Genomic DNA, 19,412 nt, shown 5'->3' with positions numbered 1-19,412 from the left:
TGTGACGACCTGCCTGCATCAAACCTTCGCCGGCTCTCCCAGCGCGCCGGCATCGCGATCCGCCACGCGCCGCGGCGAATCGGCGAGCCCCTTCGCCAGCTCCAGCGCCTGCCGCTCGAACAGCCGGCGGTAGATACCGCCGTCGATACGGATCAGCGCGTCGTGGTTGCCTTCCTCGATCACCTTGCCGCGATCGAGCACCAGCAGCCGGTCGAGCGCACGCACGGTCGACAGCCGGTGCGCGACGACGAGCGTCGTGCGGCCGACCATCAGCCGCTCCATCGCCTGCTGGATCAGCAGCTCGCTTTCGCTGTCGAGGCTCGACGTCGCTTCGTCGAGGATCAGGATCGGCGCATCGGCGAGGAACGCGCGCGCGATCGCGACACGCTGGCGCTCGCCGCCCGACAGCTTGATCCCGCGTTCGCCGACGAGCGTGTCATACCCGTCCGGCAGCGCGGCGATGAAGTCGTGCGCGCTGGCCAGACGCGCGGCGCGCTCGATGTCGGCGCGGCTCGCGCCGGGCCGTGCATACGCGATGTTCTCCGCGAGCGTGCGGTGGAACAGCACGGGCTCCTGCTGGACGATCGCGATCTGGCTGCGCAGCGAATCCTGCCGTACCTGCGCGATGTCCTGCCCGTCGATCGTGATGCGGCCGCCCGACACGTCGTACAGGCGCTGGATCAGCTTGATGAACGTCGTCTTGCCCGACCCCGAATGACCGACGAGGCCCACGCGTTCGCCGGGCGCGATCCGCATCGAGAAATCGTCGTACAGCGGCACCGGATGGTTGCCGTAGCGGAACGTCACGTGCTCGAAGCGGATCTCGCCTTGCCCGATCCGGATCGCCGGCGCCCCGGGACGATCGTCGATGCCGAGCGGCTGGCGTTCGAGCGCGACGAGTTCCTCCATGTCGTTCACCGAGCGCTGCAGGTTGCGGATGTGCATGCCGACGTCGCGCAGGTAACCCTGCAGCATGAAGAACATCGTCAGCGCGAACGCGATGTCGCCGACGCTCGCTTCGTCGTTCATCCACAGCCGCAGCGCGACGCCGATCATCGCGGCCTGCATCGCGACCAGCATCGCCCCCTGCAGCCCGCCGTTGAACGTGCCGCGCACCCACGTGCGGCGCGTGCGCTGCCGCCACTTGTCGATCACGCGTGCGAGCCGCGCTTCCTCGCGCGTTTCCGCGCCGAACGCCTTGACGACCGCGTTGCAGCTCACGGCGTCGGCGAGCGCGCCGCCCATGCGCGTATCCCACAGGTTGCCGAGCCGCGCGGCCGGCGCGACGATGCCGAGCGACACCGCGACCGTCACCGCGATGTACAGCAGCGAACCCGCGCCGACGACGAGCCCCATCACGGGCCAGTGGGTGCCGAGCAGCACGGTCGCGCCGACCAGCATCGCGACCGACGGCAGCAGCGCGATCAGCACGGTGTCGTTGAGCAGGTCGAGCGCCCAGATCCCGCGCGTGATCTTGCGCACGGTCGAGCCCGCGAAGCTGTTCGCGTGCCAGTCGGTCGAGAAGCGCTGCACGCGGTGGAACGACGCGGCGGCGATCTCGCTCATCATCTTCAGCGTGAGCGTGATGATGTTCAGGTAGACGCCCTGGCGCAGCACCGTCGCGCCGATGCCGAGCGCGGCGAGCGTGCCGAACGCGACGAGGGCCGAGTGCCACGCGGCGGCGCGGTCGGTCAGGCCGGTCGACAGCGCGTCGACGAGGCGGCCGGCGAACAGCGGCGTGAGGACGTCGGCGAGCGCGGCGAGCAGCGCGAGGCTCGCGACCGTGGCGATGCGCGCCGGCTGCTTGCGCCAGTAACGGATGGTGAAGCCGAAGACGGCCTGGAATGCCTGGCCGCCCAGATGGGAGGTTTTTCTGGTCATGTATCGTTGCCCGGCGCATCGCGCGACGGGACTTTCCGGTTCGGAGAACGTCGAAAACGCAACAGCCGGGCCGCGCGAAACACGCGGGCGGAGCGAAACGGGCTGTCGGGAAAAGCGCGGCTGACGGGTTAGAGGAAAACTCGGGAGCCGGCGCGGACGGCGGGCTGGATCAGCTGCGCCGCGAGACCACGTTCGGGAAGGTGGCTGGCATTCGGAACATCTGCACCTCCCTGAAGTGAACGGTTGAATGAAAGGACGCCGAAAAGACGTGCTGCGATTTTATCAGGAGTGTCACGCGCGCCGCAACGTCTGACGAATGCGGCGTTGCAGCGTCGATACGGTTAGTATTCAGGGTTTTGGCCCCTTTTCGCGTACGTTCGACGTGGCGGCTGGGGGCCGGGGGCCGGTGGGCGCATCGATTACACTTGCGCGTCCGCGGCGCGCGACGATGCGGCCCGCACAGATTCACTCCGAACCATTCCCGAGGAAACGATGAGCGACGTTCAGCAAGGCATCCTGGCTCCGATCGATACGGCAGCCCGATACCTCACTTTCACGATGTCGAATGACGGCAATATCGCCGCGGCGCTGGCCGCGCTGCGCGAGATCGTCGACGGACGCGACACGGTCGTCGGGTTCGGACACGCGCTGGCCGCCTGGCTCGGGCATTCGGTGCCGGGCCTGACCGAGTACCCGGCGTTCGCGGTGAACGACCGCACGCTGCCGAGGACGCCGGCCGACGTGTGGGTCTGGCTGCGCTCGGACGACCGCGGCGAGATCGTACTGCGCGCGCGGGAGATCGAACGCGCGCTCGCGCCGGCGTTCACGCTGCAGGAGGCCGTCGACGGCTTCCGCTATTCGAACGATCGCGACCTGTCCGGCTACGAGGACGGCACCGAGAACCCGGAAGGCGACGACGCGGTGGCCGCGGCGATCGTGACGGGGCAGGGCGCGGGGCTCGACGGCTCGAGCTTCGTCGCGGTGCAGCAGTGGGTACACGACTTCGACCAGATGGAGCGCATTCCGTCGGGCGAGATGGATCACATCATCGGGCGCCGCCGTTCGGACAACGAGGAACTCGACGACGCACCCGAATTCGCGCACGTGAAGCGCACCGCGCAGGAAAGCTTCGAGCCCGAGGCGTTCATGCTGCGCCGTTCGTCGCCGTGGTCGGACACGCGCCGCGCGGGCCTGTACTTCGTCGCGTTCGGCTGCTCGTTCCGCGCGTTCGACGTGCAGATGCGCCGGATGAGCGGCGCGGAAGACGGCATCGTCGACGGCCTGTTCCGCTTCACGCGGCCGCTGACGGGCGCGTATTTCTGGTGCCCGCCGATGAAGGACGGCAAGCTGGACCTCGCCGCGCTGGGACTGTAAGCGTCGGGCGGGATCGATGAACGGGCGGGTCGCGCCGGATGCGCGGCCCGCCCGTTTCGTTTTTCAAGCTTTCAAGTGGCAGTGCGTATGGCCTGCCGCGTGCGTCAGTTCAACGTCGTTTCGATCCGCGTGCCGCGCTTGATGAACTGCGTCACCGGGGTTTTCTCGCAGATTTCCGTGAGACGCTGGCGTTGCGCGTCGTCGAGCGGGCCGTCGAGCGTCACGACGCGGCGCACGTACTGCACGCCTTCGCGATCGGCATGCAGTTCGGTGCGCACCGCGATGCGCGCGGCCGGCCACGTCTTGCGCTGCATGTACATACGCAGCGTCGCGGCCGTGCATTGCGCGAGCCCGGCGAGCACGAACTCGTACGGCGCCGGCCCGCGATCCTGGCCGCCTTCGCGCGGCGCTTCGTCGCCGGTCAGTGTGTGCGTGCCGGCCTGTAACTGGACGACGTAGTCGGGCGCATCGGCATCGAGGACGGCGGCGGCGTGGATGAGCGACATGGCGAGTCTCCGGTAAGCGGATCAGGGAAAGCGGGCGCCGGGTGGCGGCGTGCAGCCGTCAGCATACCGTCCCGGCCGCGCGGGCGTGCGCTGCGTGCTACGCGTCGGCGATGCCGGCGCTGCTGCGCACGAGCGTGGCGATGCGTTCGCGCACCCACTGATGTGCGCGATCGGTGTCGCGCGACTCGTGCCAGTACGCGAGCAGCGGGAACGGCTTGAGCCGCAGCGGCAGTGGCCGCACGACGATCGGCAGCAGCGCGGCCATGCGCAGCGCATAGGTGTGCGGCAGCGTGACGAGCAGGTTGCCGGCCGCGGCGATCTGGCAGGCGGCGAAATAGTGCTGGCAGGTGAGCCGGATGTCGCGGAAGCGTCCGTCGTTGCCGAGCAGGACGTCGAGCGATTGCGGCTCGCCGAGCGACGACACGGCGATATGCTGCGCCGCGAAATAGTCGCCGCGTCGCAGCGGGTCGTGCGCGAGCGGATGATCGCGGCGCAGCGCGACGACGAGCGAATCGTCGAGCAGGTGTTCGGTGGCGATGCGCGGGCCCGTCTGCACGCGACGGTCGACGACGAGATCGAGGTTGCCCGACGCGAGTTCGCGTTCGATGTCCGGTACCGCGATGCGGCGGCTGACGAGCCGGAGGCCCGGCGCTTCGTCGGCGAACGCGGCGACGATGCGCGGCAATGCGATGGATTCGAGCACGTCGCGAATGCCGACCGCGATACTCAGGTCGAGCGTCGCGGGATCGAAGGCGGACGGATCGCGTGCGGTACCTTGCAAGCCTTTCAGATGCAACTGCACGTCCGCGATGATCGACCGCGTGCGCTCGGTAGGCACCACACGGTTGCCCTGACGTACGAACAGCGGATCGTCGAAATGCGCGCGCAGCCGGTTGAGCGCATGCGTGACGGCCGGCTGCGTGAGATGCAGCGCACGGGCGGCCGCGCCGATGCCGCCGTGCACGTAGACGGCGTCGAGCACGCGAAACAGGTTCAGGTCGAGACGGTGATCGGCGGGCACGGAGCGCGGGCGGCGAGGTGAAGGACGGATCGATTCTAAAGGATGCGTGGGCAACCGATGCGCCGGTTGGCATGCGTGGCGATCGTGCGCGTTCGATGCGTGTCGATGCGTGTCGATGCCGTTCGCGCCAATACGCGAGCATCCGTTTGACCGATGCGCAACGCAATCGAACACGCATGTCATTACGCATGACGGCCGCAATAATCGGCCGCATCGCCTATGCATTTCCGTGCCGGCATACCAGCGGCGCACGCCAGCCTGTAGTAATCCGCCATCATGCTGTCCCGGTCGGCCATTTCGCGCCAAAGGCGCTACCCGTTCGGCTAAGATGCCGTCGCTTCATATTTCGGGATAGCCGTCCTGTCGCACGCATTCAAACCAAATATAAGCCTGACAGTTCGACGGTATTAGAAGAAGTCGAACGAGTCGGGGGCTTGGCCAGTGAATGCAGCAGATCAGCGGTGGGTCGTTATCTATTTGAGTACGGGGTTTTCGTTGGCCCAGGCCGCGCGCCTCGGCGAAGCCTTCAACCTGGCGAATCGCCTGCATGCGTACAGCGCGGATTACCAGCTCAAGTACGTATCCGAAAGCGGGGGACTGTTGCAGTCGTCGTCCGGCGTGCGCATCGCGGCCGAGCCGTTCGGCGACGAACATAGCCGCCGTGCGCGCGCGTTCTTTCATCTTCATGGCGAGCGCGCGGCCGTCAATTGGGACGACGCATTGCAGCGGCGCCTGTCCGACATTCGCCAGCATGCGCGCTGGATCGTCGATGCGATGGAGTTGCCCGCGCTCGCCGCCACGCGGCGGCCGTCGTCGTCAATCGACGTGCGGCCCGGCCGGGCCGGGCGCCGCGCCACCACGACGATCGAATTGCAGGCCGGCGAGACCGACGTGTTCGCCGCCGCGCTCGACATGTTTCGCGTCGACCTCGGCGACGGCGCCGCGCAGGAGATCGCCAGCAACATGATGCGGCCGGTCGAGCAGCGCTACGCGCAGTCGATGTGGGCGTTTCGCGAACTGAGCGCGAGCCCGTCGATCCGGATGTCCGCGCAGCGGTTGCGTGCGCAGAGCGTGAACCGCATCTCGATCGCGAACGCCGCGCAGGCGGCCGCGATGAGCGAGCGCAATTTCCTGCGGCGCTTCAAGAAGGAAATCGGCGTGACGCCGACCGAGTTCGTCCAGCACGTGCGGCTCGAGCGGGCGTGCCACATGCTGATCCATACGACGCTGCCGGCCGACAAGGTCGCGCGGCGCACCGGCTTCGGCAGCGGCGAGCGGCTCGCGAAGCTGTTTCGTCAGCGGCTGTTGATGTCGCCGACCGAATTTCGCGTCGCCGAGCGGGAAAAGATCCTCGCGCACGGCGCGGCGTCGCCCGATCCTGACGAACGGCTTGCCGCCGCGTGTTGCGACGGCGACGGGGCGGATTGCGACGCCTGCGTGGCCGCGCGCGGGAAAACGGGACGGATACCCGTAAAATCGACGGATCGCGATCTCGATTCCCGGTTTCCATGCCCTTCCTCCCCACTACCGCCACCGCCCCTTTCTGCCCGTCGGAAGTAAAGGGCAGCATCACGATCGACGCCGCCGCGCCGCGCTGGCAGAAGCTCAGGCGTTTCTTCGGCCCCGGCCTGCTGGTCGCGATCGGCTACATGGACCCCGGCAACTGGGCGACGGATATCCAGGCCGGCTCGCAGTTCGGCTATTCGCTGCTGTGGGTCGTCGCGTTCTCGAGCCTTGCGGCGATCTTCCTGCAGATGCTCGCGGCGCGGCTCGGCCTCGTCGCGGGCAAGGATCTCGCCCAGGCGAGCTACGAGCGCTACGGCCGGTTCGGCCGCGTCGTGCAGTGGATCACCGCCGAAGTGTCGATCATCGCGTGCGACATCGCGGAGGTGCTCGGTTGCGCGCTCGCGTTCAAGCTGCTGCTCGGCGTGCCGCTCGCGTGGGGCGTCGTGCTCACCGCGCTCGACACGGTGATCGTGCTCGGCCTGCAGGGCAAGGGCTTCCGGCAGATCGAGGCGATCGTGCTCGGGCTGATCGCGACGATGGCGTTCTGCTTCGTCGCGCAGGTGGCGATCACGCCGCCCGACTGGCATGCGGTGGTGGGCGGCCTCGTGCCGGGCGACCCGGGCCACGACCGCAAGGATGCGATCGTGCTCGCGCTCGGCATCGTCGGCGCGACGATCATGCCGCACAACCTGTACCTGCATTCGTCGGTCGTGCAGACGCGGCACGTCGTCGGCGGCGCGCGCGGGGTGATCCGCGACACGCTGGCGCTCGTGCGCATCGATACCTGCGTGTCGCTGTTCGTCGCGATGCTCGTCAATGCGGCGATCCTCGTCGTCGCGGGCGCGGCATTCCATGCGACGGGCCAGCACAACGTGACCGACATCGAGCAGGCGTACCGGCTGATCACACCGATCGCGGGCGGCGCGGCCGCGCTGTTGTTCGGCATCGCGCTGCTCGCGTCGGGGCAAAGCTCGACGCTGACCGGCACGATCGCCGGCCAGGTCATCATGGACGGCTTCCTGCATACGAAGATCCCGTGCTACCAGCGCCGGCTGATCACGCGCGGGCTCGCGCTCGTGCCGGCGCTGATCGGCGTGCTGTGGCTCGGCGACGGCTCGGTCGGGCAACTGCTCGTGTGGAGCCAGGTGCTGCTGAGCCTGCAGTTGCCGTTCGCGATGTGGCCGCTGATCCGCTCGGTCAGCGATCGGCGCACGATGGGCGAGCACGCGATCGGGCGCGGGATGCAGGTGGCCGCGTGGGCGCTGTTCGCCGTGATCACCGGCACGAACCTGCTGTTGATTACCGGTGTCGCGGGCTGATACAGCCTGTCACAGGCTGACACAGGCATGCTGCGTGCCTGCGGTAAACTGCGGTCTTTCGATCGTCTCCGAAGTCCATCATGTGGAGTGAAATCAGCAACATCGGCGATGCCGCGCTGACCCTGCCGATCGCGGTGACCTGCGCGGCGTGGCTCGCGCTGACCGACTGGCGCCTCGCCGCCCGCTGGGGCGTGCTGCTGGCCGCCGGGATGGGCGTCGTCGGCGCCACGAAGATCCTGTATGCCGGCTGCGGCATCGAGCTTGCGCGGTTCGATTTCCGTGTGATCAGCGGCCATACGATGCTGTCGACGTCCGTATGGACGGTCGCGCTGTCGATGCTGTGGCAGGCGTTCCGGCCCGGCAAGGCGCCCGGCGTCGCGGCCGGGCTGGCCATCGGCGCGATCACGGCCGTTGCCCGCGTATTCGATCACTCGCACACCGTGCCGGAAGTCGTCATCGGCTGGCTGCTCGGCGCGCTGGTCGCGCTGGTGTTCCTGCGCGGCTACGACGGCGTGCGGCAGCGCGCGTTCTCGCCGCGCGTCGCCGCGGTCTGCCTGCTGCTCGTGTCGGGCATCGCGTACGGGCACCGCGCGCCGTTCCAGCAGATGATCGACACGCATTCGCCGCAGCTCTGCGCGTTCGTGCGGGCGCCGTCGGGCGAAGGCTTCTGACTGGTGCCGATGGCGGGTGCTCCGGCACCGCCTTCCTGCCGCCGGCATTCGGTCCGGTGTTTTCCGGCCGGCGCACGATGGCAAGTCGGTTCATCTTCCCCCAGGGCGTTCTCTTCCGTGCGGGACGCCACACTTCCGTTATCCCGATAATCGATTCGTCTGCCCGTTCATCCGACTGGTCGCGCCGGCCTCTTTGCGCACCGTCGCCGGTACGCGCAAGTCATGAATGAGGTCTATGACCGGGCATAACGAATATTCATTTCATCGATTGGCGGCATTCGCGTACGCTGGCTGTCGTTCAACCGCGGGCAAGGCTGTGCGGCCGGTTCCGCGCGCGTCGCATTCATCTCGATATACTCGCGGAAAACCCGTGCGATGCGTCGCCATGCCGGCGCACGTCGGCTGGAAGATGCACGGGAAACCCCGTCGCGGCAGCGTTCCGCGACGACGATTCACGACAGGAGCAGGTCACATGACAATCCTTTCTCCGCGCCTCGCGGGCAAGTGCGCATACATCACGGGCGCCGCGGGCGGCCTCGGCCGCGCGATCGCGCGCCGCATGGTCGAGCAGGGCGCGCGCGTGTTCGTGACCGACATCGCGGAAGCGGCGGTGCTCGACGCGTTCGCGCAGGAACTCAACGCAGGTCACGCGACGCCGGTCGCGTTCGCCGCGACCCAGGACGTGCGCGACGAAGCCCGCTGGCAGGCGCTGCTCGCGCAGGCGACCGATGCGATGGGCGGCCTGTCGGTGCTCGTCAACAACGCGGGCGTCGGCTCGATCGGTTCGCCCGCGCAAATCGAGCTGGACGAATGGCGGCGCGTGATGGCGATCAACGTCGAAAGCATCGTGCTCGGCTGCAAGCATGCGCTGTCGTATCTGGCCGAGAGCTATCCCGCGTCGATCATCAACATCTCGTCGGTCGCCGCGTTCAAGGTCGAGCCGGATTTCACCGCGTACAACGCATCGAAGGCGGCGGTCGCGTCGCTGACGAAGTCGGTCGCGATCGACTGTGCGCGCCGCGAGATCGACGTGCGCTGCAATTCGATTCACCCGGCGTTCATTCGCACGGGGATCGTCGAGCCGCTGTTCCAGTCGCTCGGCGAACGCGACGCGACCCGCAAGCTCGCGCGCGGCATTCCGCTGCGCCGGCTCGGCGAGCCGGACGACGTCGCGCATGCGGCCGTGTATCTCGCGTCCGACGAGAGCCGCTTCGTGACGGCCGCCGAACTCGTGATCGACGGCGGCATGTGCGCGGTCTGACGCGTATCCCGAACCACAACGATTGGAGGAGAACATCATGTCGACACCCGTGAACCGCCAGCTGCTGCTGAAGACGCGCCCGGAAGGGCGGGTCGGCCGCGACCATTTTTCGCTCGTCGAGACGCCGGTACCGGCGCTCGCCGACGGCGAGGTACTCGTGCGCGTGCTGTATCTGTCGATGGACCCGACCAACCGCGTATGGATGAGCGACGTGCCGCAGTACTTGCCGCCCGTCGCGATCGGCGAGGTGATGCGCGCGCTCGGGATCGGCCGCGTGGTCGCGTCGCGCCATGCGGGTTTCGCGGAAGGCGATCTCGTGCAGGGGCTGGTCGGCTGGCAGGACTACGCGGTCGTGCCGGCCGAGCAGGTCGCGCAACTCGTGAAGCTGCCCGCGCAGTCGGGCCTGCCGCTGCCCACGCTGCTCGGCGCGTGCGGGATGAGCGGGCTGACCGCGTACTACGGGCTGACCGACATCGCGCCGGTGCAGCCGGGCGAAACGCTCGTCGTGTCGGCGGCGGCCGGCTCGGTCGGCTCGATCGCCGGGCAGATCGGCAAGATCCACGGCGCGCGGGTGGTCGGCATCGCGGGCGGTGCGGACAAGTGCCGCTACCTGACCGAGACGCTCGGCTTCGACGCGGCCGTCGACTACAAGGCCGACGATTTCCGCCAGCAACTGAAGGCGGCGACGCCGGACGGCGTGCACGTGAACTTCGAGAACGTCGGCGGCGAGGTGATGCGCGCGGTGCTGTCGCGGATGGTGATCGGCGGGCGTGTCGCGCTGTGCGGCGTGATCTCGAACTACAACAGCGGCCGCGCGGCCGACGACGTCGGCGTGCTGATCTCGAAGCGGCTGACGATGCGCGGCTTCCTGATCCTCGACTACCGCAAGAGCCGCGAAGCCGTGCAGACGCTCGCGGGCTGGCTGCGCGACGGCCGGCTCAAGGCCGAGGAGACCGTGGCCGACGGTCTCGAAAACGCGCCGGACGTGTTGAATCGCCTGTTCGACGGCGACCATCGCGGCAAGCTCGTGTTGCGTGTCGATCCGGACGCGTGACGGGCGTGTCACGCCTGTCGGATCGGGCCGCGGGCGCGGATCGACCGCGCTGAGTTCGATCAACCCGGCTGCAGTTTAGGACTTGTCCCATATATTGTCCGAGCCGCTCTCCCTACAGTGATTGCCAGCACACAGGCGGCGTGACGACGCGTCACGCCGCCTGTTTTTCTGGTGACGCGGCAGAGGGGAGGGAACATGCGGAACAACGCGAAGCGATCGGCATCGGTAACGGCAATGAGCGCCGGGGCCGTGCGGAAGAGGGTGTTCGGGCTCGGTATCGTGCTCGCGATGTCGATTGCCATGTCGAGCGCGATGGCGGCCGGACAGCCCGCATCGGATGGCGTCGTGCGGTTCACCGGCTCGCTCGTCGATCTGTACGACGTGACGCTCGATGCTCCGGTGGGCGCGCTCGTTGACGCGGGACAGGCGGCCGATGGCGGGGCAACGGCCACGGTCCGGTTCGATGCGCATGGCCGGCGTTTGCCGGGTGCGCAGGTCGCGCTGGTGAAGCCCGACGGTGCGGCGTTCGCGCCGGATGACGGCACGGCGGTGCGTGCCACGTGGCGCGATGCGCACACCGAGCGAAGTATGCCGCTGGCGCCGGGCCGGGTTCATCGCGTCGGCCCGTATGGCGGCGTGATGACGGTCGCGGCGGATGAAGCAACGGGCGCCGTGGCGCCCGTCGTGATTCATATCCGTCATCCTTGACCCGCTCTCCGCACGCGTGCGGTTCGCCGGCGGCCGGAGGGCGTCATTCGCCCTGTTCGGAGCGTGCGTAGATGTCCCAACTGGCCATGAACAGCGCGGCGACGAGCGGCCCGATCACGAAGCCGTTGATGCCGAACAGCGCCATCCCGCCGAGCGTCGAGATCAATACGACCCAGTCGGGCATCTTCGTGTCCTTGCCGACGAGGATCGGGCGCAGTAGGTTATCGACGAGGCCGATCACGCCGACGCAGAACGCGACGAGGATCACGCACTTCCAGACCGCACCGATCATCAGGAAGTAGAGCGCGGCCGGCACCCAGACGAGGCTCGCGCCGATCGCCGGCAGCAGCGACAGGAACGCCATCAGCGCACCCCACAGCACCACGCCCTCGATCCCGAGGATCCAGAAGATCAACCCGCCGAGCGCGCCTTGCACGAGCGCGACCGCGATGTTGCCCTTCACCGTCGCGCGCACGACCGTCGTGAATTTCGCGAGCAGCAGGTTCTTGTGCTCTTCGTCGAGCGGCAGCGCACGGCGCACGCGGCGGCCGATCTCGCCGCCGTCGCGCAGCAGGAAGAACACCATGTACAGCATCACGCCGAAGCTCACGACGAACTGGAACGTGTTCTGGCCGATGCTGAGCGCCTGGGTGGCCGCGAACTGGCTGATCTGCGCGGCGCCGTCGGTCAGCTTCTTCTGGATGCCCGGGATGTTGGTCAACCCGTATTTCTGCAGCAGGTTCTGGATCGACGTCGGCAGCGCGTGAATGATGTCGTGGAAGTACTGCGAATAATTCGGCTGCGCGTCCTTGAGCTCCTGGTACACGTAGGCGATTTCCTGCACGAGCGTGGCCGTGACGAACACGAGCGGCAGGATCACGATCAGGATGATGAGCGACATCGTGACGAGCGCGGCCAGGTTGCGCCGCTTGCCGAAGCGCGCGGCGAGCCAGCGTTGCACGGGCTGGAACAGGATCGCGAGAATGGTGCCCCAGAAGACGGCGCCGGAAAACGGCGCGAGGATCCAGCACAGTCCGACGGTGACCGCGAACAGCAGGAAGTAGAAGAATTTTTGGTGGTCTTGTCCGCTATCCATGAGTGGCATTCGCGCAGATTGATGCGTGGTTGGATTGAATCTCGTTGTCCCGCGCGCGATCGGTTCGCGAACGTCACGGGTTCGCGGCGCAACGCGCCGCCGGGCGGCCCATGCGGAGTATGCCCGCAAAGGTGCCGCCATCATAGCCGCTGCGAGAGACGCATGCGAAAACGCCGCGGCCGGGGCCGCGGCGCTGCCGGGAAGCGAACGCGGCGCGAGGCCGCGTGCCGCATCGTCAGATGTTGAGCTTGGTGACCTTCGTGCCGTTCACCGACAGGTCGCCCATCAGGCCCGCGTTGGTCAGGACCAGCACTTCCACCGGTGCGGTAGCCGTGTTGGAGTCGACCGCGCCGTTCGCGCCGACCTTCACGACCGCGACCGACGCGTCGGCGCCGGCCGACCAGCCGTCCGACTTGCGGAACGAGTCGAGCGCATCCTGCGTCATGAACAGGAACACGACCGCCTTCGACTGCGCGCCGGCCTGCAGGCCGACCGACAGCGACGACGTGTTGTAGTAGCCGACGGTGCTGCCGCCGACGCGCAGCGCGCCGTTGCCGGACTGGGCGCCGACGATGAAGCCGGCCTGCAGCACATTCGGGAACACGAGGACGCCGCGTGCTTTCGAGACGAGGTCGCGCGAACCCGGTACCGTCGAATATAGGCGCGACAGCGTTGCGTTCACGCTGGCGTCGATCGACTGGCGCTTCGACGCGCTGGCCGCGGCGCTATCGGGTTTGCCGGGCGTGGTCGTGCAGCCGGCGAGGGCGAGGCTGCCGAGCATCACGGCGGCGGCGGCTTTCATGGCGAGGGACTTCTGCATGGCGGTTCTCCTTCGTTGTCTGATGGATGACGGGCGGGCGGCGGTGCACGCCGCCCCGTTCAACGGCGGGAAAGGAGCAGGCCCGCAACGAACGCAAGGCCCGCGACGACGCCGGCGGTTTGCCACGGGTTCTCGTGCACGACCTGCGATACGCGCTCGGCCGAATCGCGCAGCCGGGCGGCCGCGCTGCCCGACGCATAGTCGAGCGCGCCGCGCGCTTCATCGAGCCGGGATTGCACGCGCTTGCGCAGCGCGGCGATATCGCCATCGCCATCGTTTTTCAGCAGATCTTCCAGTTCGTCGACCAGCCCGCGCAGATCGTCGGTCACGTCGGCATGCAGGTCGCGGGCAGCCGCGCGCGTCGTGCGGCCCACGCGCCGGCCGGTGCGACGAATATCGGACAGGCCGCGGTCCAGCTTGTGTTCGATCGAGTCGGTAAGCGCCATGGTGTTTATCCTCCTTTGATTCCAGGCAATTTGAAGATAAGACGAATCCCAGCAACTGATGTGATTCACTTGATCCGATTGAGTTTCGAGACAAATTTTCAATTCGTCGGCAGGATCGCCGGGAAGCCCCGCCGCACGGGGCGGCGCAGCGGTTGAAAAAATTTCGCGTTTCGCGGCGATACAGCGTGTCGAGCAGCGGGTCGCAGTGAAGGTCCGGTAAATATGGCGTCGCCAGGGGCGTCAGGTAAATAGTGCCATTGCAGGTTGGACGCTGATGCAAATGCACTACTCGACGCGTCATCGATGCGCACGATTTGTGCCCGGTGCCGGTTGCGTGGCGGCGTCGTCCAGCGCGACGTCGATGACGACGGGATCGTGGTCCGACGAGCGGTAGGCGTCGGGTGCGTAATAAGCCGATCGTTGCGCGGACGTTTTGTAATCGGGCACGGGTTGCAAGACCACCGGTTCGTCCGCGTTGATGTGCCAGAACCGCACGGCCTTCACGCGCGCGGCGAGCGCCGGCGTGGCAAGCGCATGGTCGAGATTGCCGGCTTCGCCGCGAAATACGTAGCTGTACGCAGCATCGCCGACGAAGCGCACAACCAGGTTCGCGTAGCCGCGCGCTTCGAGCGTGCGAAGCGGGTCTTCCTTCGCATAACTGTTCAGATCGCCGATCAGCAGCACGCCGTCGGCCGCGATGCCCGTCGGCGAGGTGGCGAGCCAGTCGGCGACGCGTGCGGCCGCCCGCGTGCGCGCCGCGTTCCAGCAGCCCTGGCCGTCGGACTGGTCGAGATTGGCGCCGCTCGCATGCGGGCAGTTCTTCGACTTCAGGTGATTGACCGCGACGGTGAACGTGCGTGTGCCGTCGATGCGCCGGAACGTCTGCGCGAGCGGCGGGCGGTGGCGGCCGCCGAGTGCGACGGTGACGGCGCGCCCGACCGGCTCGACCGTGCGGCTGTCGTACAGCAGCGCGACCGCGATCGCGTCGCGGCCCAGCCGCGCCGTGCCGGGATCGACCGCGCGCCAGCCGTCGCCGAGTTGCGCGGCGAGCCGACGGATGGCGCTCGTGTCGCCGTGGCCGTTGTTCGCGATTTCCATCAGCCCGATCACGTCGGCGCGCAGCGCGCGCAACGACGCGACGATCTTCGCTTCCTGCCGCGCGAACGCGGCGGGCGTTTTCGCGCCGCGGTTGCCCGGCGCGTCGAATCCGCCGCCATGGCCGTCGCCGTTGAAATAATTGAAGACATTGAACGACACGATGCGCACGTCGGCATCAGGATGTCGGGCCGGTGGCGCGGGACGCGGGTTCGCCGCGGCATCGAACACGGGCGCCGCGCCGGCCACCGGTTGCAGCCGCCATGCGCCGTAGCGCCATTCGAGCACGCCTTCGACGCCGCGTACGGTGGTGCCCGCGCGCAGCGTGTTGGCGGCGCTTAGCGCGGGCGGCGGATAGCGGACGGTCGCCGGGTCGCGGCGGCTCGAGCCGTCGTCGAGCACGATGCGGTTCAGTGCGTTGGCCGCGGCCTGCGCGGCAGCGTCGGCCGGCGGCGCGACCTGGGTCGGCACGCGCAGCCGGCCGTTGCTCAGCACGATGCTGCCGTAGCGACCGAGTGCGTAGGTATCGCTGACCGTCAGCGTTTGCGGCAGGCGTACGCGCATGGCTTCGTGCGCGGCCAGGACGGCAAGCGACGCGACGGGCAGCGTGAGCGTCGCCGGTGTGACCGTCTGCCCGCGTGCGCAAACGGCCATGCGGCTCGTCAGCGTGAATTGCGTCCGGCCGTATTTCTCGTCGACCTTGCCGGTCAGATGCACGAGGTCGCCGGGCGTCGCGCGCGTGTTCGGTGCGTAGACGAACAACCCTTCCGGGACGCCCGGCCGGCGCTGCCGCTGCGCGTCGGCCTGCTGGACGAAGAAGCCGCCCAGGCCGTCGGCGCCGCCGAACGCCGCGGTGACGACCGCTTCGATCGACGTCGTTTGCCCGGCGAGCGGCGACGGCCCGCCGCCGCGCCGGAGCTCGGCAATCGCCGTGGCCGCACCGCCGCAGCCGCTGCTGACCGGCAGTGCAGCGGCGGCGGCCGGCGGGGCGAGGAGCGCCACGGACAGCACGGCGGACAACACCACGAACAGCGCAACGGCAGAGAGGGGAAGCGGGCGTGACATGAGACGGTCCACAGGATGAAAATCCGACAGTTCGGGACCGCATCTTGAAGGCAAAATGTCAGGCTGCGGCCGAAATGGCCGTCCGGCCAGTGCCGGTTGGCCAACGATGCGGCAAGCCGCTCGGCGGCTGTTACGCTTTCGCACCGGGCGTCGTGTGCCGCTCGCCCGGCGCATGTCGCCGCGCCCCGTCCCCACAGGAGAAATCCATGTCTTACATGCTGTTGATTGTCGAACCGACCGAACAGCGCGCCGAGCGCACGCTCGACGAAGGCCAGGCGCTTTATGCGCGGATGGTCGATTTCGCCGAGTCGCTGAAGGCGCGCGGCGTGCTGCGCGGCGTCGAGTCGCTGGAGCGGTCCGAACGCGGCACGCGCGTGCAGGTGCGCGACGGCGAGACGCGGCTGCTCGACGGCCCGTTCGCCGAGGCGAAGGAGATGGTCGGCGGCTTCTTCCTCGTCGACGTCCCCACGCGCGAAGAAGCGATCGAGATCGCGCGCCAGTGCCCGGCCGCGCAATGGTGCACGGTCGAGGTGCGCGCGGTCGGCCCGTGCTTCCTGTGAACGTCGCGACTCGGTATTTACCCTGATTTGTCGTGGCGCGTGTCGATCCGGCCGTCTTTCGTCCGTCGTCCGGATAAGGCGCCGCGGAACGGGCGCCGCCTTCCACCGACGACAAGGAGTAAACGATGCGATTCATGATCATGATCCGGGCGAACGCCGTCAGCGAATCCGACGCGTTGCCGGACAACCGGCTGGTCGAGGCCATGACGGTCTATCACGAGGAACTGGCGAAGGCCGGCGTGCTGCTCGACGCCAACGGCCTGAGGCCGAGCGCCCACGGCTGGCGGGTGCGCTACACCGGCGGCAAGGGCACGGTGATCGACGGCCCGTTCGCCGAAACGAAGGAACTGATCGCCGGCTATACGCTGATCCAGGTGCGCTCGCGCGACGAGGCGCTCGAATGGACGCGCCGGTTCCCCGCGCCGTTCGGCGCCGAGCTCGATTGCGAGATCGAGGTGCGGCCGCTGTTCGAGCTCGACGACCTCACGCCGAGCGACGCGGTCGAGCGGTTCCGCGATCTCCACGTCGGCCGCAGCCACGCCTGAATCCAACCTCACCGGGAGCACCCGTCATGCACAAGATGGTTTTCATCAACCTGCCGGTAGCCGACCTGCCGCGCGCGAAGACGTTCTACCAGGCGCTCGGCTTCGAGGTCGTGCCGGCCTATACCAACGAGCAGGCCGCGTGCATCCAGATCAGCGACACGATCTTCGCGATGCTGCTCGTGCGGCCGTTTTTCCAGACCTTCACCGACAAGACCATCATCGATCCGGCGACGCACATCCAGGTGCTGTCGTGCCTGTCGTGCGACAGCCGCGCCGAAGTCGACACGCTCGTCGCGAAGGCGCTGGCGGCCGGCGGGGCCGCGCCGCAGGCGCCGCGCGAGTACCCGAACATGTACGGCCACGGGTTCACCGATCCGGACGGCCATACGTGGGAGCTGATGGCCATGCCGCTGGATGCGTCGGCCCAGGGGCAGGCGTCGTGACGCATGAGGCGACGCATCGTGCGATCGAAGCGGTCTGGCGAATCGAGGCGCCGAAAATCATCGCGCGGGCCGCGCGGGTGGTGCGCGACGTCGGCGTGGCCGAGGAACTGGCGCAGGACACGCTCGTCGCGGCGCTCGAGCACTGGCCCGTCGACGGCGTGCCCGACAACCCGGCCGCCTGGCTGATGACGGCCGTGAAGCGGCGCGCGCTCGACCGGGTCCGGCAGGAGTCGCTTCATGCGGCGAAGCGCGACCAGCTCGGCCACGAGATGGACGCGCTCGAGGCGCACGTCGTCCCCGACATCGCGGACGCGATCGCCGATGCGGGCGACGACGACATCGGCGACGACCTGCTGCGGCTGATCTTCACGTCGTGCCACCCGGTGCTGTCGACCGACGCGCGCGTCGCGCTGACGCTGCGGCTGCTCGGCGGGCTGACGACGGGCGAGATCGCGCGCGCATTCCTGACGCCGGAGCCGACGATCGCGCAGCGGATCGTGCGCGCGAAGCGCACGCTCGCGGCGGCGCACGTGCCGTTCGAGGTGCCAGCGGCCGATGCGCGGCCGGCGCGGCTCGCGTCCGTGCTCGAAGTGATCTACCTCGTGTTCAACGAAGGCCATGCGGCGACTGCCGGCGACGACTGGATGCGTCCGGCGCTGTGCGACGAGGCGTTGCGCCTCGGCCGCGTGCTGGCCGGGCTGGCGCCGGACGAAAGCGAAGTGCTCGGGCTCGTCGCGCTGATGGAACTGCAGGCGTCGCGCATGCATGCCCGCGTCGACGCGCAAGGCCGGCCCGTGCTGCTGCTCGACCAGGACCGCAGCCGCTGGGATCCGTTGCTGATCCGGCGCGGCCTCGCGGCGCTGGAGCGGGCGACGAAGCTCGGCGGCGTGCGCGGGCCGTATGCGCTGCAGGCCGCGCTCGCCGCGTGCCATGCGCGTGCGCGACAGGCGGCGGACACGGACTGGGCGCAGATCGTCGCGCTGTATGACGCGCTCGCCGAAGTCGCGCCGTCGCCGGTCGTCGAACTCAATCGCGCGGTGGCGGTGGGGATGGCGTTCGGGCCGGCCGCGGCGCTCGAACTCGTCGACGTGCTGCGCGACGATCCGGCGCTCGCGCGCTATCACTGGCTGCCGAGCGTGCGCGGCGATCTGCTCGCGAAGCTCGGCCGTGCCGACGAGGCGAAGCTGGAGTTCCGCCGCGCGGCGGAGTTGACGCGCAACGAACGTGAGCGCGAGTTGCTGCTCAAGCGTGCGATGGATGCGTGACGCGCTGCCGTATGACGCATTCTCTATGACGCACGACGCACGACGCACGACGACCGCGCCCAGTCCATCTTCCCGGCCGTCCGCCCACCGCCCGCGCAGCACACTATCGCCCGCATTGAAAAAGCCTATTGGGGGATGCGAACTTGAGCGCCTAGATTGAAGAGCACGATGCGCGCCCGGTGCATGCATCGTTCCCCACATATCTGATCGGCCCGGCGTCGCACGCGGCCGCGCCGACTCGAACGGAGGCGCAAATGGCTCAGCTCAAGGGCAGCAAAACCGAAGAGAACCTGAAGGCCGCATTCGCGGGCGAATCGCAGGCGAACCGGCGCTATCTGTATTTCGCTTCGAAGGCCGACGTCGAGGGGCAGAACGACGTCGCCGCGCTGTTCCGCTCGACCGCCGAAGGCGAAACCGGCCATGCGCACGGCCATCTCGAATATCTGGAAACCGTCGGCGATCCGGCCACCGGCTTGCCGTTCGGTTCGTCGCGGCTGAATCTCGAATCGGCGATCGCCGGCGAAACGCACGAATACACCGACATGTATCCGGGCATGGCGAAGACCGCGCGCGACGAAGGTTTCGACGAAATCGCGAACTGGTTCGAGACGCTCGCGAAGGCCGAACGCAGCCACGCGAACCGCTACACGAAGGCGCTGGACAGTCTCGTCGACTGACGGGCCGCCGCGCGGCCTCCCGGCAGCGCCGCGTGACCGGCTCGCGGCCGGCTGTTCGTTCCGTCGCCGCCCGCACCGTGCGGGCGGTGCGCTTGCGCA

The 19,412-nt window shown here is 68.3% G+C and carries 19 protein-coding genes; 12 read left to right on the top strand and 7 right to left on the bottom strand.

Annotated features, from left to right (window positions below):
- Window positions 1-18: 18 nt before the first annotated feature.
- On the bottom strand, window positions 19-1,881 hold the full coding sequence (locus tag JMF86_RS23580) for an ABC transporter ATP-binding protein (protein WP_011548219.1): 1,863 nt from the start codon (window positions 1,879-1,881) through the stop codon (window positions 19-21).
- A 492-nt stretch (window positions 1,882-2,373) separates the two neighbouring features.
- Between JMF86_RS23580 and JMF86_RS23575 the strand changes: the two genes are divergently transcribed.
- Window positions 2,374-3,255 carry a Dyp-type peroxidase gene (locus JMF86_RS23575; protein WP_011548218.1) on the top strand — a complete coding sequence of 294 codons (882 nt, stop codon included), beginning with the start codon at window positions 2,374-2,376 and terminating at the stop codon, window positions 3,253-3,255.
- Window positions 3,256-3,359: 104 nt separating this feature from the next.
- Here the strand turns inward: JMF86_RS23575 and JMF86_RS23570 are convergent, their stop codons facing one another.
- Both JMF86_RS23570 and JMF86_RS23565 read right to left on the bottom strand, forming a co-directional pair.
- The gene (locus JMF86_RS23570) at window positions 3,360-3,761 is read right to left on the bottom strand and encodes an OsmC family protein (protein WP_011548217.1); all 402 of its coding nucleotides are present in this window, start codon (window positions 3,759-3,761) and stop codon (window positions 3,360-3,362) included.
- Between the two features lie 97 nt (window positions 3,762-3,858).
- Window positions 3,859-4,782 carry a LysR family transcriptional regulator gene (locus JMF86_RS23565; RefSeq protein WP_011548216.1) on the bottom strand — a complete coding sequence of 308 codons (924 nt, stop codon included), beginning with the start codon at window positions 4,780-4,782 and terminating at the stop codon, window positions 3,859-3,861.
- A gap of 495 nt (window positions 4,783-5,277) precedes the next feature.
- Between JMF86_RS23565 and JMF86_RS23560 the strand changes: the two genes are divergently transcribed.
- The 6 genes from JMF86_RS23560 (at window position 5,278) to JMF86_RS23535 (ending at window position 11,301) form a co-directional block, all read left to right on the top strand.
- Window positions 5,278-6,342, top strand: coding sequence for a helix-turn-helix domain-containing protein (locus tag JMF86_RS23560; protein ID WP_034196433.1), 1,065 nt, complete (start codon window positions 5,278-5,280; stop codon window positions 6,340-6,342).
- Window positions 6,291-7,607 (top strand): Nramp family divalent metal transporter, encoded by a 1,317-nt coding sequence (locus tag JMF86_RS23555; RefSeq protein ID WP_011548214.1) that lies wholly within the window; start codon window positions 6,291-6,293, stop codon window positions 7,605-7,607. Before JMF86_RS23560 ends, JMF86_RS23555 begins: the two co-directional genes overlap by 52 nt.
- Before the next feature lie 80 nt (window positions 7,608-7,687).
- Entirely contained in the window at window positions 7,688-8,278 is a 591-nt protein-coding gene (locus tag JMF86_RS23550) for a phosphatase PAP2 family protein (RefSeq protein ID WP_011548213.1), read from the top strand.
- Window positions 8,279-8,750: 472 nt separating this feature from the next.
- On the top strand, window positions 8,751-9,539 hold the full coding sequence (locus JMF86_RS23545; protein WP_011548212.1) for an SDR family oxidoreductase: 789 nt from the start codon (window positions 8,751-8,753) through the stop codon (window positions 9,537-9,539).
- 37 nt (window positions 9,540-9,576) lie between these two features.
- Entirely contained in the window at window positions 9,577-10,593 is a 1,017-nt protein-coding gene (locus tag JMF86_RS23540) for an NADP-dependent oxidoreductase (protein WP_011548211.1), read from the top strand.
- Window positions 10,594-10,788: 195 nt separating this feature from the next.
- Window positions 10,789-11,301, top strand: a complete 513-nt coding sequence (locus JMF86_RS23535) for a hypothetical protein (protein WP_011548210.1) — start codon at window positions 10,789-10,791, stop codon at window positions 11,299-11,301.
- A gap of 43 nt (window positions 11,302-11,344) precedes the next feature.
- Here JMF86_RS23535 and JMF86_RS23530 read toward each other — a convergent pair whose 3' ends face one another.
- The 4 genes from JMF86_RS23530 to JMF86_RS23515 all read right to left on the bottom strand — a co-directional run bounded on the left by JMF86_RS23530 (window position 11,345) and on the right by JMF86_RS23515 (window position 15,823).
- Window positions 11,345-12,397, bottom strand: a complete 1,053-nt coding sequence (locus tag JMF86_RS23530) for an AI-2E family transporter (RefSeq protein ID WP_012338503.1) — start codon at window positions 12,395-12,397, stop codon at window positions 11,345-11,347.
- A 235-nt stretch (window positions 12,398-12,632) separates the two neighbouring features.
- Window positions 12,633-13,217 (bottom strand): YSC84-related protein, encoded by a 585-nt coding sequence (locus tag JMF86_RS23525; protein ID WP_011548208.1) that lies wholly within the window; start codon window positions 13,215-13,217, stop codon window positions 12,633-12,635.
- 59 nt (window positions 13,218-13,276) lie between these two features.
- The gene (locus tag JMF86_RS23520) at window positions 13,277-13,663 is read right to left on the bottom strand and encodes a YqjD family protein (protein ID WP_011548207.1); all 387 of its coding nucleotides are present in this window, start codon (window positions 13,661-13,663) and stop codon (window positions 13,277-13,279) included.
- 297 nt (window positions 13,664-13,960) lie between these two features.
- Window positions 13,961-15,823 (bottom strand): ExeM/NucH family extracellular endonuclease, encoded by a 1,863-nt coding sequence (locus JMF86_RS23515; protein ID WP_011548206.1) that lies wholly within the window; start codon window positions 15,821-15,823, stop codon window positions 13,961-13,963.
- Between the two features lie 206 nt (window positions 15,824-16,029).
- Between JMF86_RS23515 and JMF86_RS23510 the strand changes: the two genes are divergently transcribed.
- The 5 genes from JMF86_RS23510 to JMF86_RS23490 all read left to right on the top strand — a co-directional run bounded on the left by JMF86_RS23510 (window position 16,030) and on the right by JMF86_RS23490 (window position 19,313).
- Window positions 16,030-16,383 (top strand): YciI family protein, encoded by a 354-nt coding sequence (locus tag JMF86_RS23510; RefSeq protein WP_011548205.1) that lies wholly within the window; start codon window positions 16,030-16,032, stop codon window positions 16,381-16,383.
- Window positions 16,384-16,508: 125 nt separating this feature from the next.
- Window positions 16,509-16,928 (top strand): YciI family protein, encoded by a 420-nt coding sequence (locus JMF86_RS23505; protein WP_011548204.1) that lies wholly within the window; start codon window positions 16,509-16,511, stop codon window positions 16,926-16,928.
- A 26-nt stretch (window positions 16,929-16,954) separates the two neighbouring features.
- On the top strand, window positions 16,955-17,371 hold the full coding sequence (locus tag JMF86_RS23500) for a VOC family protein (RefSeq protein WP_006479494.1): 417 nt from the start codon (window positions 16,955-16,957) through the stop codon (window positions 17,369-17,371).
- Entirely contained in the window at window positions 17,368-18,636 is a 1,269-nt protein-coding gene (locus tag JMF86_RS23495) for an RNA polymerase sigma factor (protein WP_011548203.1), read from the top strand. The genes JMF86_RS23500 and JMF86_RS23495 overlap by 4 nt, the downstream gene beginning before the upstream one ends.
- Window positions 18,637-18,890: 254 nt before the next feature.
- Window positions 18,891-19,313: a rubrerythrin family protein gene (locus tag JMF86_RS23490; RefSeq protein ID WP_006479492.1), complete on the top strand. Its 423-nt coding sequence runs from the start codon at window positions 18,891-18,893 to the stop codon at window positions 19,311-19,313.
- Window positions 19,314-19,412 lie beyond the last annotated feature (99 nt).

Origin of the sequence: Burkholderia sp. E168m15, from assembly GCF_016586105.1 — a bacterium.
GTDB lineage: Bacteria > Pseudomonadota > Gammaproteobacteria > Burkholderiales > Burkholderiaceae > Burkholderia > Burkholderia orbicola.
The sequence above is the reverse complement of the archived record's forward strand: the minus strand, read 5'-3'. Positions and strand labels throughout refer to the sequence as shown.